This is a genomic window from Sphingomonas sp. SORGH_AS_0870 (genome assembly GCF_031453175.1).
Taxonomy (GTDB): Bacteria; Pseudomonadota; Alphaproteobacteria; order Sphingomonadales; family Sphingomonadaceae; genus Sphingomonas.
The window spans coordinates 3,828,199-3,843,804 of the sequence record NZ_JAVIYW010000002.1 but is presented as its reverse complement, the minus strand read 5'-3'; the positions used below and the strand labels follow the sequence as shown (position 1 = coordinate 3,843,804).

Below are 15,606 nucleotides of genomic sequence, written 5' to 3'. Positions count from 1 at the left end.
TTTGTAGAATTGGCCTTGCCAGTCTTTCAAGACCGGTAGGGCATAAAAGAGGAGAGGAAGCTTCATGCGGATCGTCGTGGTCGGGGAAGGAATGATCGAGCTGTCGCGCGCCGGCGCGCAGGACTGGCGGCTGGGCCATGGCGGCGACACGCTGAACACCGCGATCCATCTGGCGCGCATGGGGCGCGACGTGCGGTACGTCACCGCGCTGGGCGACGATCCGTTCAGCGCGACGCTGCGCCACGACTGGGCGGGCGAGGGGGTCGACACCTCGCTGATCCAGAGCGATCCGACGCGGATGCCGGGCCTGTATGCGATCACCACCGACGCAGCGGGCGAGCGGAGCTTTGCCTATTGGCGCGGGCAGAGCGCAGCGCGGCGCACCTTGTCGCTGCCGGGCAGCGACAAGGTGCTGGCCGAGGCGGAAGGGGCGGACCTGCTGCTCTTTTCGCTCATCACCATGGCGATCCTCGAGCCTGAGGGGCAGGACCGGCTGATCGCGCTGGCCGAGCGGGTGCGCGCGCGGGGTGGCCGGGTGGCGTTCGACGGCAATTACCGCCCCCGGCTGTTCCCCGACCAGCCGACCGCGCAGGCTGCGTGCCGCCGCGCGATCGCGGTGTGCGACATCGGCCTGCCGACGCTGGAGGACGAGACGATGCTGGAGGGCACGAGCTCGGCCGAGGCGGTGCAGGCGCGCTGGCAGGGGCTGGGCGCGCGCGAGGTCGTGGTCAAGCTGGGGGCAGAGGGGTGCCTGCTGGCGAGCGGGCTGGTGCCGCCGCCCGAACGGCTGTCGCCGCGCGATACCAGCGGCGCGGGCGATGCGTTCAATGCCGGGTATCTGGCCGCGCGGCTCGACGGGCTGGCCCCGGCCGAGGCGGCGCTGTGCGGGCACCGGCTGGCGGGATGGACGGTGATGCGGCCCGGCGCGATCCCGCCGCGCGATGCCGACATGCCGGGCTGACGGCTTCGGGCTGGTCGGACCCTGGTCGGGGGTGGAGCGTGCCAAATGGCGGCCATCCCCACCGTCATCCCAGCGCAGGCTGGGATCTCTGGCGGCGCATTCCCTTCCCGCGCCAAAGGCCCCAGCCTGCGCTGGGGCGACGATCAGGAATCAGACTGCGTAGCGTTCCCGATGCGCGGCGATGCGGGCGCGGGCCTGTTCCATTTCGTGCACTTCGGTCGCGGCCAGGATCGCGTCGAGCACATTGGTCAGATGCTGGCGCATTGCCGCCCGCGCGGCGTCCGGATCGCGTGCAATCAGGGCGTCGAGGATCGCGACATGGTCCTCCAGCCGGGGGACGACGCCCGCGCCATGCGCCTTGTCGCTGAGCAGCCGATATTGCGGCGAGCGTTCGCGGGCGTTCCACAGCAGCTCGACCATCGCGACCATCGCGCTGTTCTGCGTCGCGCGGGCGATCGTTTCGTGGAACCGCCGGTCGGCCAGCTCGGCGCGCTCCAAATCGGGATCGTGCAGCGCGTCGGTCAGCGTGCGCAATTCGGCCAGCGTGGCATCGTCGATGCGGGTGGCCGCCAGCGCGCAGACCTCGCTCTCGATCGTGCGGCGCGCCTCCAGCAGTTCGAAGGGGCCGATATCGGTCTGGCCCGGTTCGCCGCCATGCGGGGTGGCGGCCGTCACATAGACGCCCGATCCCATCCGCACCTCGACCAGACCGTCGAGTTCGAGCGCGATGATCGCCTCGCGCACCGTGGGGCGGGACACCGCATGCGCCTGCGCCAAGTCGCGCTCGGACGGCAGGCGCTGGCCCACCGCATAGTCGCCGGCCGTGATTTTCGCGCCGATCTCGCGCGCGATCCGCTCGTACAAGCGGCCATTGTCGGGCTTTTTTGCCATGGCCAAGCCTATGCGGCCTGACCGCCCGCTGCAAGCCGGGCGGTGTGGGTTCCGCACAAGTGCTTCCCGCTCCAACGAAAAGGGGGGCGGAACCGAAGTCCCGACCCCCTGATCCGTCAGCCTGACGGCTGCGGCGTGGTTTACGCGCCCGGAACTTCCGAGACGTTCACCTTGATGCCGCGGCCCATCGTCGACGAGACGGCGATCTTGCGGACATACTTGCCCTTCGCGCCCGACGGCTTGGCCTTGATGAGAGCGTCGACCAGCGCGTCGAAGTTGGCGCGCAGGTCCTCCGCCGGGAACGACGCCTTGCCGATGCCCGAGTGGATGATGCCGGCCTTTTCGACGCGGTACTCGACCTGGCCGCCCTTGGCCGCCTTGACGGCTTCGGCGACGTTCATGGTCACGGTGCCCAGCTTCGGGTTCGGCATCAGGCCCTTGGGGCCCAGCACCTTGCCGAGGCGACCGACGACGCCCATCATGTCCGGGGTCGCGATGCAGCGGTCGAAGTCGATGGTGCCGCCCTGGATGGTTTCCATCAGGTCCTCGGCGCCCACGACGTCGGCGCCAGCGGCGCGCGCTTCGTCGGCCTTCGCGCCCTTGGCGAACACGCCGACGCGAACGGTCTTGCCGGTGCCCTTGGGCAGGGTGACGACGCCGCGGACCATCTGGTCGGCGTGACGCGGGTCAACGCCCAGGTTGACGGCGACTTCGATCGTCTCGTCGAACTTCGAGGTCGCGTTGGTACGAGCCAGCGTGATCGCTTCGTCGATGCCGTGCAGCTTCTCGGAGTCGATCTGGACGGCCTTCTGCTTCTTGGTCAGCTTCGCCATGATCTTAGCCCTCCACCACTTCGAGGCCCATCGCGCGGGCGGAGCCTTCGATGATCTTGGTCGCAGCCTCGATATCGTTGGCGTTCAGGTCCTTCATCTTGACCTGGGCGATTTCCGCGAGCTTCGAGCGCGCGATCTTGCCCGCCGACACCTTGCCCGGCTCCTTCGAGCCCGACTTCAGGTTGGCCGCCTTCTTGATGAGGTAGGTCGCAGGCGCGGTCTTCGTCTCGAACGAGAACGAACGGTCGGCATAGACGGTGATGACGGTGGGCAGGGGCGTGCCCTTCTCGACTTCGCCGGTCTGCGCGTTGAACGCCTTGCAGAATTCCATGATGTTCACACCGCGCTGACCCAGCGCCGGGCCGATCGGCGGCGAGGGGTTGGCGGCGCCTGCAGGGACCTGCAGCTTGATATAGCCGGTAATCTTCTTTGCCATGTCACTCTCTTTTCGAGTCTAGCGGTCGTGACGGGCACGCAAGGCATAGGCCAGCGCACCCTCCCGCAAGGGTTCCGTCGCATGATGCTAGGGAAGCGCGGGCCGATAGCGGAAAATGGGGGGAATGGCAAGGCGGGCAAGCCACCACCTCCGTTCGCACTGAGCGAAGTCGAAGTGCAGGGGATTCGCGCGCGGCACGGCGCCGGGCGTGGGCTTCGACTTCGCTCAGCCTGAACGGTGGTTTGGGAGTGGGCTGGATACGAAAAGGGCCGGTGGCGTCGCCGCCCCGGCCCTTTTTTCGTCGGATGGTCGAAACTTACTTCGAGCGTTCGACCTGCTCGAAATCCAGTTCCACCGGGGTGGCGCGACCGAAGATCGACACCGACACCTTGACCTTGGACTTGTCGAAATCCAGTTCCTCGACCACGCCGTTGAAGCTGGCGAAGGGGCCTTCCAGCACCTTGACCGCGTCGCCGATCTCGTAATCGACCTTGACCTTGTGCTTCGGGGCGGCGGCGGCTTCTTCCTTGGAGTTCAGCATCCGCGTGGCTTCGCTTTCGCTGATCGCCTGCGGCTTGCCCATCGCGCCCAGGAAGCCCGTTACCTTCGGCGTGTTCTTGACCAGGTGATAGACCTGGTCGTTCATGTCGAGCTTGGCCAACACGTAACCGGGCATGAACTTGCGCTCGACCGCGATCTTCTTGCCGCGACGGGCCTCGGTCACGGTCTCGGTCGGCACCTCGATCTGCGCGACGAGATGGTCGAGGCCCAGACGGGTCGCCTCGGCCATGATCGAATCGCGGACCTTGCCCTCGAAACCGGAATAAGCGTGGATGATGTACCAGCGCGCCATGGGAACCCTTTTACTTCGCGAGCGACAGCAGGGTGCGGACCAGCGTCTCGAAGAACGAGTCGACCGCCAGGAAGAAGATGGCCAGGATCGTGGTCATCACGACCACCATCACGCCGGTCATCACCGTCTCGCGCCGCGTCGGCCAGACGACCTTCTTGGTCTCGGTCTTGACCTGGTTGAAGAATTCGATGGGGGTCGTCTTCGCCACTCGTGCCGTTCCCGCACCTGCGTTGAAATACTGTCAGCGAGGCATGGGTCCGCCGTCGCTGACCCAAGGGGCCTGCGACGAAAGGTCCGTCCGCGCTGTTCGGATGGGAACGCGATGTAGCCGTGGCTTGGTCAAAAGGCAAGGGTAGCGGCGGATCGGGGCTTTCGGGTTCACGCGAAGCCGCGATGGCGCGAGGGTTTCTTGTTCGCGCGGAGACGCGGAGACGCGGAGATTTTTGTGGTTCGCGCAGAGGCGTGGAGGTGCAGAGGGGGCAGCGGCAGGCTCTTGTTACCTCTCTCTCGAACCTCCGTTCGGCCTGAGCGTAGTCGAAGGCCAAGGGAAGGATACGCCTAAGGACTTCGAGCCGCAGGCTCAACGAACGCTGGCGCGTTCCGCCCGCGTGACGGGCATCATCCCATGGCCTTCGACTACGCTCAGGCTGAACGGAGGGGGGGAATGCCCCACTCTTTCTCTCCGCGCCTCCGCGCCTCCGCGCGAACCAACCTTCTTTCCTCTTCGCGCCGTCGCGCCTTCGTGTGAATCAGCAGCACCGCCCACCATTCTTGCCCCCGTACCGCGCCTGTTGCCGCTCGCGGAAGAACGTCACTTCGTCCATCGGCTCGCGGTCGGGATGCCTGGCCGCCATATGCGCCCGATAGGCGTCATAGCTCGGCATCCCGACCATGGCATTGCCGATCTCGCGCAGGCGGGCGAGCCAGCTCATTCGGCCGCCGCCATTTCGGGCGGGATTTCGCTGATGCTCGGCCGGTCTATCCGGCGCGCGATCAGGCAGGTGCGGACCGCATAGACCAAGATCGCCAGCACCACGCCTAGGAAGATCGCGCACAGCCCCGCGTCGATCCGGTCGTTGAAGACGATCCGCCCCATCTCGGCCATGGTCTTGGCGGGGGGCAGTATCTTGCCCTCCGCTGCCGCACCGGAGAATTTATCGGCATGCGCCAGGAAACCGACGCGCGGGTCGGCGGAGAAGATCTTCAACCACCCGGCGGTCAACGTGCAGGCGAGCAGCCAGACGGTCGGGATCACGGTGATCCAGGCGAAGCGGTCCTTCTTCATGCGGAACAGCACGACCGTCGCCAGCATCAGCGCGACGGCGGCGAGCATCTGGTTGGAGATGCCGAACAGCGGCCACAGCGTGTTCACCCCGCCCAGCGGATCGGTGACGCCCTGATAGAGGAAGAAGCCCCAGGCCGCGACGCACAGGCCGGTCGCGATCAGGCCCGGCGCGACCTTGCTCGATCCCCGGAAGCTGGGGACGGCCAGCCCGATCAGGTCCTGGAGCATGAACCGCCCGGCGCGGGTTCCTGCGTCCACGGCGGTCAGGATGAACAACGCCTCGAACAATATGGCGAAGTGATACCAGAAGGCCTTCATCGCCTGTCCGCCGAACAGGTGGCTGAAGATTTCCGCCATCGCTACCGCCAGCGTCGGCGCACCGCCTGCGCGGGAAATGATCGTATGCTCGCCCACGTCGCGCGCGACCTGCGCCAGCGTGTCGGCCGAGATCGGAAAGCCCATCGCGGTCACGGCGGCGGCGGCGCTGGCCGGGTCGGTGCCCAGCACGGCGGCAGGCGCGTTCATCGCGAAATAGACGCCCGGATCGAGGATCGAGGCGGCGACCAAGGCCATGATCGCCACCGCGCTTTCCATCAGCATCGCGCCGTACCCGATGAACGGCGCGTCCTTTTCGCTGGCGATCAGCTTGGGGGTGGTGCCGCTGGCGATCAGCGCGTGGAAGCCCGACACCGCGCCGCAGGCGATGGTGATGAACAGGAAGGGGAAGAGCGGCCCCGCCCAGACCGGCCCGCTGCCATCGATGAACTGGGTCAGCGCGGGCATCTTCAGCGGCGGCGCCATGATGACGATGCCGATCGCCAGCGCCACGATCGCGCCGATCTTGAGGAAGGTCGAGAGGTAATCGCGCGGTGCCAGCAGCAGCCATACCGGCAGGACCGAGGCGACCGCGCCATAGCCGATCAGCAGGAAGCAGAGCTGGACCGGCGTGAAGGTGAACAGCGGCGCGAGGACGGCCGACTCGGCGATCGACTGGCCATAGACGATGGCGAGGATCAGGCCGATGAAGCCGATGATCGACACCTCGCCGATCTTCCCGGGCCGCACCCAGCGGGTATAGCCGCCCATCAGCATCGCCAGGGGCACGGTCGCCGCCACGGTGAACAGCCCCCAGGGACTTTCCGCCAGCGCACGCACGACGATCAGCGCCAGCACGGCCAGGATGATGACCATGATCATGAAGGCGCCGAACAGCGCGATGGTGCCCGCCACGGGGCCCATCTCCATGCGGATCAACTCGCCCAGCGAGCGCCCGTCGCGCCGCATCGACAGGAACAGCACGAGGAAATCCTGCACCGCCCCCGCCAGCACGACGCCCGCGAGAATCCACAGCGTGCCCGGAAGATAGCCCATCTGCGCCGCCAGCACCGGCCCCACCAGCGGCCCCGCGCCCGCGATCGCGGCGAAGTGGTGGCCGAACAGCACCGTCCGGTCGGTCGCGACATAGTCCAGCCCGTCGGCGCGACGAATGGCGGGGGTGGGGCGGCTGGGGTCGATGCCGATCACCCGCGCGATGAACAGCGCATAATAACGATAGGCGATCAGATAGACCGACACCGCCGCCGCGACGATCCACAGCGCGTTGATCGGCTCGCCGCGCACCGTCGCCACCACGCCCAGCGCGCCCGCTCCGACGATCGCCAGCGCGATCCAGGGGAGGTGTTTCGTCATGCCCTGTCCGATCCTCTTGTTATGCTTTTTATCGATCTTCTACCCCCTGGGGGCGGGTGTGCCAGCCCTGAATATGCCGATGGGGATTTTTGCCGGTGTCGCCGGAATCGATTGCGGGCGTGCGCATCGACATGCCAAGCTGCACGCCATGGACCCGACGCGGCGGTGGATGATCGGTGGGCTGGCGATGGGCGCGCTTCTCGGTGCGACGCGGCCGATGGGGAGTGGACAGGTGACGGACGATCTTTCCCACCTCACGCCCGAACAGCGCACCCGCTATCAGGCGATGCACCAGCGGATGATGGCGGCGCTGACCTATGAGCGGATCACCGTGCCCGGCCGGAACGCGCTGGCGGAGTGGGAGCGGCTCAAAGGCGCCGGGCGTGGCTGGCCGGTGGTGATCGGCGGGGACGAGGATCTAGAGCGGATCGCCGAACAGCTCTCGATCGATGACCCGGCCATGTCGGGCGGGCCCGCGAACCGCCCGGCTCCGCGCACGCCGGCCCAGATCGTCGCGGCGGCCGACGCCCTTCGTTTTCCGGCGGATTTCCACCGTTGGTCCAAGGAGAATGGCGGGGAGGATTTGCGGGCCCCGGTCGGCGAATGGCCCAGAGACGTCGGGGACGGTCCCGAAGCGCCGGGATTGTTCGTCATCGAGGACGGGGCATCCGGCCAGGTTCGTGACCGGGTGCACATCATGATGCTGCCGACTTCGCACGCATGGGAAGCGCCCGCCTATCTGCGCTGGGGCAACTGGAACGCCTGTCCGCCGTCCGAATATCATGTCGCGGCGCTGCGCGACTGGAATCGGCGCTATGGTGCCGAACTGGTCGGGATCAACGGCGATACGATGAACATCCGGGTCCGGACCCGGCCGAAGGACCGGGCGGAGGCGCTGGGGCTGGCGCGCGAAATGTATGAATATTGCCCCGACATCATCGAGCAGGGGGCGGGTACGCTGTCCAACCTGGCCGCAGGATTGATGACGTCGAACTGGTGGTTCTTCTGGTGGGACTGACGGCATAGCGCGCGCGCCGCGCTTCACCCCGGCACGGTTCCGTCATCGCATCCTCCGACGGGCCTGCCGCAACTTACCCCTTGCCCAGCCGCCCGGTCCGGGGTGAAAGGCGGACATGGTCAGTCCTTCCTCCTCCCCGCTCGTCGTCGGCATCGGCGGCACGATCGGCAGCGTCTCCTCGACCGAGCGTGCGCTTCGCATCGCGATGACGGCCGCCGCCGACGAGGGGTTCCGCACCCATGTCTTCGGCGGCGAGGACCTGGCGCGCCTGCCGCTCTACAATCCGCGCGCGGCGGAGCGGACCGAGGCGGAGCGGGTCTTTGTCGAGACGGTGCGACAGGCCTCGGCGATCATCATCGCCAGTCCGGGCTATCATGGCAGCATCTCGGGGCTGGTGAAGAACGCGCTCGACCTGCTCGAAGAGACGGCGAAGGACGAACGCCCCTATCTGGCCGATCTGCCGGTCGGGCTGATCGCGACTGCCTATGGCTGGCAGGCGACGGGATCGACCATCGCGGCGCTACGCTCGATCGTCCATGCGCTGCGCGGCTGGCCGACGCCCTTTGCGGCGGCGGTGAATTCGCAACAGACGCGGTTCGATGAGGATGGCCGGATCAACGATGCCTCGGTGGAGGGGCAATTGCGGTTGGTCGGCCAGCAGGTCGCTCGCTTCGCACCGCTGGCAGGGACGATCCGCGCGTCGAATTGAGGGGCTATACCTGGAAGTATGTGTTCACGCGAAGCCGCGAAGATTTTGATTTCGCGCGGAGGCGCGGAGGATGCAGAGAGGCAATCGCGTGCGACGGCTCGGCCCGCGGGGGCACGACATCTTCGCGTAAACCATCCTCTTTTGCTTCGCGCCCTCGCGGCTTCGCGCGTAATGAAAATTACCCCAGCCGTCCCGTCACCAGCGCGGCAATCTCGTCGGCGATCTCCGCCGGATCGCGCAAATTCCCATGCGCCACGGTCGACACCGTCGCCCATTCGCCCAGCATCGCGCCGTCCGCCATCGCGGCATAGTTGGCCCGCACCCGCGCCTGGAGCCCCAGATCGGCCTCATAGGCATCATAGGTCTCGTCGGTGTAGCTGCGCTTGCGCTTGCGGGCGATCAGGTCGCGCGCGACAGCCAGCGGCGTGTCGAGATAGACCGACAGATGCGGCGCGGGCAGGCGGAACTGCACCGTTTCCAGCCGTTCGATCCATTGCAGCAGCGCCTCGGCCTGTTCGGGGGGCACCTGCGCCGCCTGATAGGCCATGTTGGATGCGATATAGCGGTCGAAGACGATGACGTCGTGGCGCTCGGCCAGCGCGATCAGGTGCGGGCGCGATTCGAATCGGTCGAGCGCATAGAGCGTCGCCGCCGTCTCGGGCGCGGCGGCATGGGGCAGGCGCCCCGCCAGATATTCGCCCAGCGCCCAGCCGCCGATCGTGTCGCCATAACGCGGAAAGGACAGCGCCGCCGCCGACAGGCCCGCCGCGTTCAGCCGCTCGGTGACGGCCGCCGTCGCGGTCGCCTTGCCGGCGCCATCGGCCCCTTCGATCGCCAGGAGAAAGGCCATCTCAGCCGCGCAGGCGTTCGTGGTGGCGGATCACCTCGTCGATGATGAAGCGCAGGAATTTCTCGGAAAATTCGGGATCCAGCTGCGCATCGATCGCCAATTGCCGAAGCCGGGCGATCTGCGCTTCCTCGCGACCCGGATCGGCGGGGGGCAGGCCGTTCTTCGCCTTATATTCGCCGACCGCCTGCGTCACCTTGAACCGTTCGGCCAGCATGAAGACGAGCGCGGCATCGATATTGTCGATCGACTGGCGATAGCCGGTCAGCACGGTGTCGGACATGGTGGACGTGTCTCCCTCTGGCGCGTGGGCTCGCGCAATTTCGCGCGCGTCCTTTCGCGCTTAGGCTTGCGTTCGGCAAGCGTTGTCGCCAGAGGCTCTTACCTGCCCATGACCGTAACCGCCACCCGCCACGCCAAGCCCGCGCCCTCGCTGGACACGATGATCCGGCTGGTGGCCGACGACATGAATCAGGTCAATCAGGTGATCATCGACCGGATGCGGTCGGAGATTCCGCTGATCCCGCAACTGGCCGGTCATCTGATCGCGGGCGGGGGCAAGCGGATGCGCCCGATGCTGACGCTCGCGAGCGCACAGCTGCTCGGCTATCAGGGCACCAGCCACCATGTGCTGGCCGCGGCGGTGGAGTTCATCCACACCGCGACGCTGCTGCACGACGACGTGGTCGACGGCTCCGACCTGCGGCGCGGGCGGCGGACGGCTAACATCATCTGGGGCAATCCGGCGAGCGTGCTGGTCGGCGACTTCCTGTTCAGCCGCTCCTTCCAGCTGATGGTCGATGCGGGCAGCCTGAAGGTGCTGAACATCCTGTCGGGCGCCTCGGCGGTGATCGCCGAGGGCGAGGTGAACCAGCTGACCGCGGTGCGGCAGGTGGGCCTGCCCGAAGAGCGTTACCTCTCGATCATCGACGCCAAGACCGCCGCGCTGTTCGCCGCCGCCTGCCGCATCGCGGCGGTCGTCGCCGAGCGGCCCGAGGCGGAGGAGCTGGCGCTGGAGGCCTATGGCCGCAATCTGGGCATCGCGTTCCAGCTGATCGACGATGCGATCGACTATGTCTCCGACGCGGGAACCATGGGCAAGGATGCGGGCGACGATTTCCGCGAGGGCAAGATGACCCTGCCGGTGATCCTGGCCTATGCCCGCGCCAATGACGAGGAACGCCAGTTCTGGAAGGACGCGGTCGAGGGGCGGCGCACCTCGGACGAGGACTTCGCCCATGCCATCGCGCTGGTCCGCAAGAGCCGTGCGGTCGACGACACGATGGCGCGCGCGCGCCATTATGGCGGGCTGGCGATCGAGGCGATCAAGGGCTTTGCCGATAGCCCCGCGAAGAGCGCGATGATCGAGGCGGTCGAGTTCGCGGTCGCGCGGGCGTATTGAGGCCGTTCCCCGGCGGAGGTGCGGGGCGGTCTGCCTCCCCCGCGTTGCGTGGCGCGCCTCCGGCTTGGTGGAGCCTGGGCCCCGGCCTTCGCCGGGGAACGGCTTTGCTGACAACGCACCTCACCCCCGTTCAGCCTGAGCGTAGTCGAAGGCCAAGGGAAAGCCTGTCCGCTGGGCAAATGCCCAGGCATGGGCTTTGACTTCGCTCAGCCTGAACGGAAGGTGGGGGCCAGAAGGGTCGAGGTCCTTCACCCCGCCCGGCAAACCCCGTATCGCGACCGCCATGACCTTACCCGTCACCGCCGTCCTGCCCGACCTGCTGAACGCGCTCGCGGCCGCTCCCAACGCCGTCCTCGTCGCGCCGCCGGGCGCGGGCAAGACCACCGCCGTCGCGCCCGCTCTCCTCGACCAGCCCTGGTGCACCGGAGAGGTCCTGCTCCTCTCCCCCCGCCGCCTTGCCGCCCGCGCCGCCGCCGAACGCATGGCCGCGATGGTCGGCGAGCCGGTCGGCCGCACCTTCGGCTATGCCACCCGCATGGATACGAGGGTCAGCGCCGCGACCCGCGTGACCGTGGTGACCGAGGGTATCTTCGTCGCGCGCATCCAGACCGATCCCGAGCTGGGGGGCGTCTCGGCGGTGCTGTTCGACGAGGTCCACGAACGCAGCCTCGACGGTGATTTCGGCTTGGCGCTGGCGCTGGATGCGCAAGCGGGCCTGCGTCCCGACCTGCGGCTGGTCGCGATGTCGGCGACGCTCGATGGCCGCCGCTTCTCCAGCCTGATGGGCGACGCGCCCGTCATCGAGAGTGACGGACGAAGCCATCCGCTGACGCTTCGCCATCTCGGCCGGGCGGCGGAGGCGCGGATCGAGGATTCGGTCGCCGCCGCCATCCGCCGCGCGCTGGCCGATGAGGCGGAGGGCGACATCCTGGCCTTCCTGCCCGGCACCGCCGAGATCGCGCGCACCGCCGAGCGGCTGGCGAGCCTGCCCGCCGGGATCGCGGTCCATGAACTCCACGGCTCGCTCGACCCGGCGGCGCAGCGCGCGGCGATCCGGCGCGATCCGGAGGGGCGGCGGCGCATCGTCCTCGCCACCTCGATCGCCGAGACCAGCCTGACGCTCGACGGGGTGCGGATCGTGGTCGATTCGGGGCTGGCGCGCCGCCCGCGCTACGACCGCGCGGCGGGGATGACCCGGCTGGTCACCGAGCGCGCCAGCCAAGCCGCCGTCACCCAGCGCGCGGGCCGCGCCGCGCGCCAGTCGCCCGGCGTCGCCTATCGCCTGTGGGAAGAGGCCGCCACGGCGGGGCTGCCGCGTTTCGACCCGCCCGAGATCCTGGAGGCGGACCTGTCGGCGCTGCTGCTCGGCACCGCGCTCTGGGGGGTGGGCGACCCGCGCGCGCTCCCCTGGCTCGACCCGCCGCCCGAGGCCGCGGTCGCCGAGGCGCGTGCGCGGCTGACCGTGCTGGAGGCGCTGGACGACACGGGCCGCCCGACCGCGCACGGCAAGGCGATCGCCGCGCTGCCTATGCCGCCGCGCCTGGCGCATATGCTGATCCGCAGCGGCGAGCGCGGGCTGGCCTCCGTCGCCGCCGAGGTCGCGGTGCTGCTGGGCGAGCGGGGCATCGGGGGGCAGGATGTCGATGTCGAACAACGCCTGCGCCGCTGGCGGACCGAACGCGGTCCCAAGGCGGATGCGGCGCGCCAGATGGCGAAACGCTGGGCTAGCCTGGCCCCCAGGCCGGTCGAGCGCGAGGCGTGGGACCATCCGGCGGGCGTCTGCCTGGCGCTGGCCTATCCCGACCGGGTCGCGCGTCGCCGCGATTCGACCGGTGAGAATTGGGCGAGCGTCGGCGGGCGGGGCTTCCGGCTCGATCCGGCATCGGCGCTGGCCGGTGCGGAGTGGCTGGCGGTGGGCGAGACGCAGGGCGCGGCGTCGGGCGCGCGCATCCTGTCCGCCGCGCCGCTCGACCTCGCCACCGTCGAGGCGCTGTTCGCCGATCGGATCGAGACGCGGCGCACCGTCACCTTCAACCCCGCGACCGGCGGCGTCGAGGCGTTGCGCGAACGGCGGCTGGGCGGGCTGCGCCTGTCGAGCGGCCCCGATTCGGGCGCTTCCCCCGAGGCGATCGCCGAGGCGCTGGTCGAGGGGGTGCGGACGCACGGCCTGTCGCTGTTGCCGTGGAGCGACGGGGCGGGGGCGTACCGGGCGCGGGCGGCCTATGCCGGGGTGGCGCTGGACGATGCGACGCTGATCGCGCGGCTGGACGACTGGCTGCCCGCGCTGGTGGCGGGCAAGAGGCGGCTGGATGCGGTCGCCCCCGGCGCGCTGACCGAGGCGATCCGCAACCTGATCGACTGGAACGACCAGCGGCGGATCGATTCGATGGCGCCCGCCCAGTTCACAAGCCCGGCGGGCAGCAGCCATGCGATTGATTATGCGGCGGAAGGTGGCCCCAGGGTGGAGCTGCGCGTCCAGGCGTTGTTCGGCTTGGCCGAGCATCCGGTGATCGGCACCGAGCGGGTGCCGCTGGTCCTCAGCCTGACCTCGCCCGCCGGTCGCCCGATCCAGACGACGCGCGACCTGCCCGGTTTCTGGGCGGGAAGCTGGAGCGCGGTGGCCAAGGAAATGCGCGGCCGCTACCCCCGCCATCCCTGGCCCGATGACCCCGCAGCGGCCTCCGCGACGCTACGCACGAAAAAGGCGGATGCAAGAGCCGCCGGTTCGCGATAAGGGACGTGGATTATGGCCACTGCTCGCATCTTCCAGCGCCCCAAGAACGCGATGCAATCCGGCAAGTACCGGACCGATCGCTGGCAACTCGAATTCGAATCCACCGAGGCGAAAAAGCCCGATCCCCTGACCGGCTGGGCCGGAAGCGGCGATACGCGGGAGCAGGTCCGCCTGACCTTCGCGACGCTGGAAGAGGCGATCGCCTATTGCCAGCGCGAGGGGCTCGACCATCATGTCGTGCCGACGCCGCAAAAGACGCTCAAGCTGCAAAGCTACGCCGACAATTTCCGCTGAGGTTCGAGCGCTCCGGTCAAGGCCGGGGCGCTTTTCTTTCGCGCGCAGCGCTTGAGAAGGTTGGTTCGCGCGGAGACGCGGAGACGCGGAGGTGTTGCGCCCGGCGGCATCGGGATCGCATCACAACCGATCTGTTGGAGCGGCGTGTCGCTTCCGCGAGCAATCCCTCTCTGCGCCCTCCGCGCCTCTGCGCGAACAAATTTTCTTGGCGCCTTCCCGTCCGTTGCGGCGTGTCGCGATGATTTCACGCGAAGCCGCGATGACGCGAAGATTGTCGGAATGGGTTCGCGCAGAGGCGCAGAGGGCGCAGAGGTGTCGAACCCAGCGGCTCCGGCCGTTCTTCGATCTTGGCCGATGGCAGAGGAATCTCGCTGCCGCGAGCGAAACTCCTCTGCGTCTCCGCGTCTCCGCGCGAACCAACCTTCTTCTCTTCGCGCCTTCGCGGCTTCGCGTGAAATCAAAAGCCCAGGATGCCGCCCCCCAGCAGCAAGAGCAGCTTGGCATCCATCACCACCCCCGCCGCACGTCGTTCGGCGACGAAGGCGGGGACATCCACCAGCCTGATCCGGTGGACGACGATTTGCTCGTCCGAATCGCCGCCGCCTTCGCCGACCTTCACCAAGCCGCTCGCGCGGACCAGGGTGAAGCGTTCCGAGGTCATGCCGGGCGAGGAGCAGAATTCGCCCAGCGCCTCGATCCGCGAGGGGCGATAGCCGGTTTCCTCTTCCAACTCGCGCGCCGCACCGTCCAGCACGGCCTCACCCACAGTCTCGTCGCCGATCAGCCCGGCGGGCATTTCCAGGCAAGGCGCGCCCAGGGGGACGCGGAACTGTTCGACCAGCAGGATATGCTCGCCGTCGATCGCGAGGATGACGGCGGCGCGGATGTCACGCGGTCGGTCGGCATATTCCCAGGTGCCACGCTTGCGCAGCGCCAGGAACCGTCCCTCGGCCATGGTTTCGAGGGGGGCGTCCATACGGGGATCGGTCATAGCGAAATGGGTCTGTCCGGCAGTTCGTTGGTATCGGCCGCCGTCTTGGGGAAATGCTCGGCGAGCACAAGCCCGATCCGCTCGACCGCCGCGCCCAGCCCCTCACCGACATGGCCCTTCGCGACATGGGGCAACATCACCGCCATGGCGCGGCCCCAGGTTTCCGGCCCGACCTTGCCGGTCAATCCGGAGTCGGCGACGATCTCCGCCATATGCTCGTCTTCGGAAAGGTAGAGCAGCACGCCGTAGCGGCTGTCGGTCCGCCGCTCGGCCGAGACGCGGAAGAGCAGGACGGCGCGCGCCCGGACGCGGGCATGGCGGATGCTTTTGGGGACCAGCACGATCCGGCGCTTCACCGGCCCCAGCGCCGCGACGACGACCGCGAAGACCAGGATTTGCGCGATCATCAGCACGCCCAGGACCAGATCCTCGCCCGTTTCGCTCCATCCGTCATGCACCAGCGCGAGCAGTTTCAGGCCCAGGCCCGGAAACAGCGCGGCGAACAGCGGCACCAGCAGCATCGCGGCGGCGGCGAACCACAGCGCCACGTCGCGATAGTCGTCCGATCGGGGGGCGACGATGGTCACGATCTCGGCATCGGTCGCGGCCTCGGCGCGCGCCACGGCGGCGGTGACCAGATCGCTATCGGCTTCGCTCAACATC

17 protein-coding genes are annotated in these 15,606 nt (G+C 68.3%); 6 read left to right on the top strand and 11 right to left on the bottom strand.

Annotated elements, in window-relative coordinates:
• Window positions 1–64: 64 nt before the first annotated feature.
• The gene (locus tag QE363_RS17880) at window positions 65–961 is read left to right on the top strand and encodes a sugar kinase (RefSeq protein WP_309697451.1); all 897 of its coding nucleotides are present in this window, start codon (window positions 65–67) and stop codon (window positions 959–961) included.
• Between the two features lie 150 nt (window positions 962–1,111).
• On the opposite strand, the gene QE363_RS17875 is transcribed toward QE363_RS17880, so the two are convergent.
• The 7 genes from QE363_RS17875 to QE363_RS17845 form a co-directional block, all read right to left on the bottom strand.
• Window positions 1,112–1,852: a FadR/GntR family transcriptional regulator gene (locus QE363_RS17875; RefSeq protein WP_309697449.1), complete on the bottom strand. Its 741-nt coding sequence runs from the start codon at window positions 1,850–1,852 to the stop codon at window positions 1,112–1,114.
• A 140-nt stretch (window positions 1,853–1,992) separates the two neighbouring features.
• On the bottom strand, window positions 1,993–2,685 hold the full coding sequence (gene rplA, locus QE363_RS17870; RefSeq protein ID WP_261268994.1) for a 50S ribosomal protein L1: 693 nt from the start codon (window positions 2,683–2,685) through the stop codon (window positions 1,993–1,995).
• A gap of 4 nt (window positions 2,686–2,689) precedes the next feature.
• Window positions 2,690–3,121: a 50S ribosomal protein L11 gene (gene rplK / locus QE363_RS17865; RefSeq protein WP_007407063.1), complete on the bottom strand. Its 432-nt coding sequence runs from the start codon at window positions 3,119–3,121 to the stop codon at window positions 2,690–2,692.
• 316 nt (window positions 3,122–3,437) lie between these two features.
• The gene (gene nusG, locus QE363_RS17860) at window positions 3,438–3,974 is read right to left on the bottom strand and encodes a transcription termination/antitermination protein NusG (RefSeq protein ID WP_007407052.1); all 537 of its coding nucleotides are present in this window, start codon (window positions 3,972–3,974) and stop codon (window positions 3,438–3,440) included.
• A 10-nt stretch (window positions 3,975–3,984) separates the two neighbouring features.
• Complete coding sequence (gene secE / locus QE363_RS17855) at window positions 3,985–4,182, bottom strand: preprotein translocase subunit SecE (protein ID WP_007407051.1); 198 nt, start codon at window positions 4,180–4,182, stop codon at window positions 3,985–3,987.
• A gap of 541 nt (window positions 4,183–4,723) precedes the next feature.
• On the bottom strand, window positions 4,724–4,906 hold the full coding sequence (locus tag QE363_RS17850; RefSeq protein WP_307100855.1) for a YbdD/YjiX family protein: 183 nt from the start codon (window positions 4,904–4,906) through the stop codon (window positions 4,724–4,726).
• A complete protein-coding gene (locus tag QE363_RS17845) occupies window positions 4,903–6,948 on the bottom strand; it encodes a carbon starvation CstA family protein (protein WP_309697435.1) in 2,046 nt (681 codons plus the stop codon). The genes QE363_RS17850 and QE363_RS17845 overlap by 4 nt, the downstream gene beginning before the upstream one ends.
• A 79-nt stretch (window positions 6,949–7,027) precedes the next feature.
• Between QE363_RS17845 and QE363_RS17840 the strand changes: the two genes are divergently transcribed.
• Entirely contained in the window at window positions 7,028–7,966 is a 939-nt protein-coding gene (locus tag QE363_RS17840) for a DUF4253 domain-containing protein (RefSeq protein WP_309697433.1), read from the top strand.
• Window positions 7,967–8,081: 115 nt separating this feature from the next.
• On the top strand, window positions 8,082–8,675 hold the full coding sequence (locus QE363_RS17835) for an NADPH-dependent FMN reductase (protein WP_307100851.1): 594 nt from the start codon (window positions 8,082–8,084) through the stop codon (window positions 8,673–8,675).
• Window positions 8,676–8,853: 178 nt separating this feature from the next.
• Here the strand turns inward: QE363_RS17835 and QE363_RS17830 are convergent, their stop codons facing one another.
• Complete coding sequence (locus QE363_RS17830) at window positions 8,854–9,525, bottom strand: thymidylate kinase (protein ID WP_309697431.1); 672 nt, start codon at window positions 9,523–9,525, stop codon at window positions 8,854–8,856.
• 1 nt (window position 9,526) lies between these two features.
• Window positions 9,527–9,805, bottom strand: coding sequence for a chorismate mutase (locus QE363_RS17825; protein ID WP_307100847.1), 279 nt, complete (start codon window positions 9,803–9,805; stop codon window positions 9,527–9,529).
• A gap of 108 nt (window positions 9,806–9,913) precedes the next feature.
• On the opposite strand from QE363_RS17825, the gene QE363_RS17820 reads away from it, so the two are divergent.
• The 3 genes from QE363_RS17820 to QE363_RS17810 all read left to right on the top strand — a co-directional run bounded on the left by QE363_RS17820 (window position 9,914) and on the right by QE363_RS17810 (window position 13,952).
• Window positions 9,914–10,924, top strand: coding sequence for a polyprenyl synthetase family protein (locus tag QE363_RS17820; RefSeq protein ID WP_309697429.1), 1,011 nt, complete (start codon window positions 9,914–9,916; stop codon window positions 10,922–10,924).
• Between the two features lie 283 nt (window positions 10,925–11,207).
• Complete coding sequence (gene hrpB / locus QE363_RS17815) at window positions 11,208–13,658, top strand: ATP-dependent helicase HrpB (protein ID WP_309697427.1); 2,451 nt, start codon at window positions 11,208–11,210, stop codon at window positions 13,656–13,658.
• Window positions 13,659–13,670: 12 nt separating this feature from the next.
• On the top strand, window positions 13,671–13,952 hold the full coding sequence (locus QE363_RS17810; RefSeq protein WP_261269007.1) for an ETC complex I subunit: 282 nt from the start codon (window positions 13,671–13,673) through the stop codon (window positions 13,950–13,952).
• A gap of 457 nt (window positions 13,953–14,409) precedes the next feature.
• On the opposite strand, the gene QE363_RS17805 is transcribed toward QE363_RS17810, so the two are convergent.
• Together QE363_RS17805 and QE363_RS17800 are read right to left on the bottom strand one after the other, a co-directional pair.
• Window positions 14,410–14,943 (bottom strand): NUDIX hydrolase, encoded by a 534-nt coding sequence (locus QE363_RS17805; RefSeq protein ID WP_309697424.1) that lies wholly within the window; start codon window positions 14,941–14,943, stop codon window positions 14,410–14,412.
• Window positions 14,940–15,605, bottom strand: coding sequence for a hypothetical protein (locus tag QE363_RS17800; RefSeq protein ID WP_309697422.1), 666 nt, complete (start codon window positions 15,603–15,605; stop codon window positions 14,940–14,942). Before QE363_RS17800 ends, QE363_RS17805 begins: the two co-directional genes overlap by 4 nt.
• Window position 15,606: the final 1 nt, after the last annotated feature.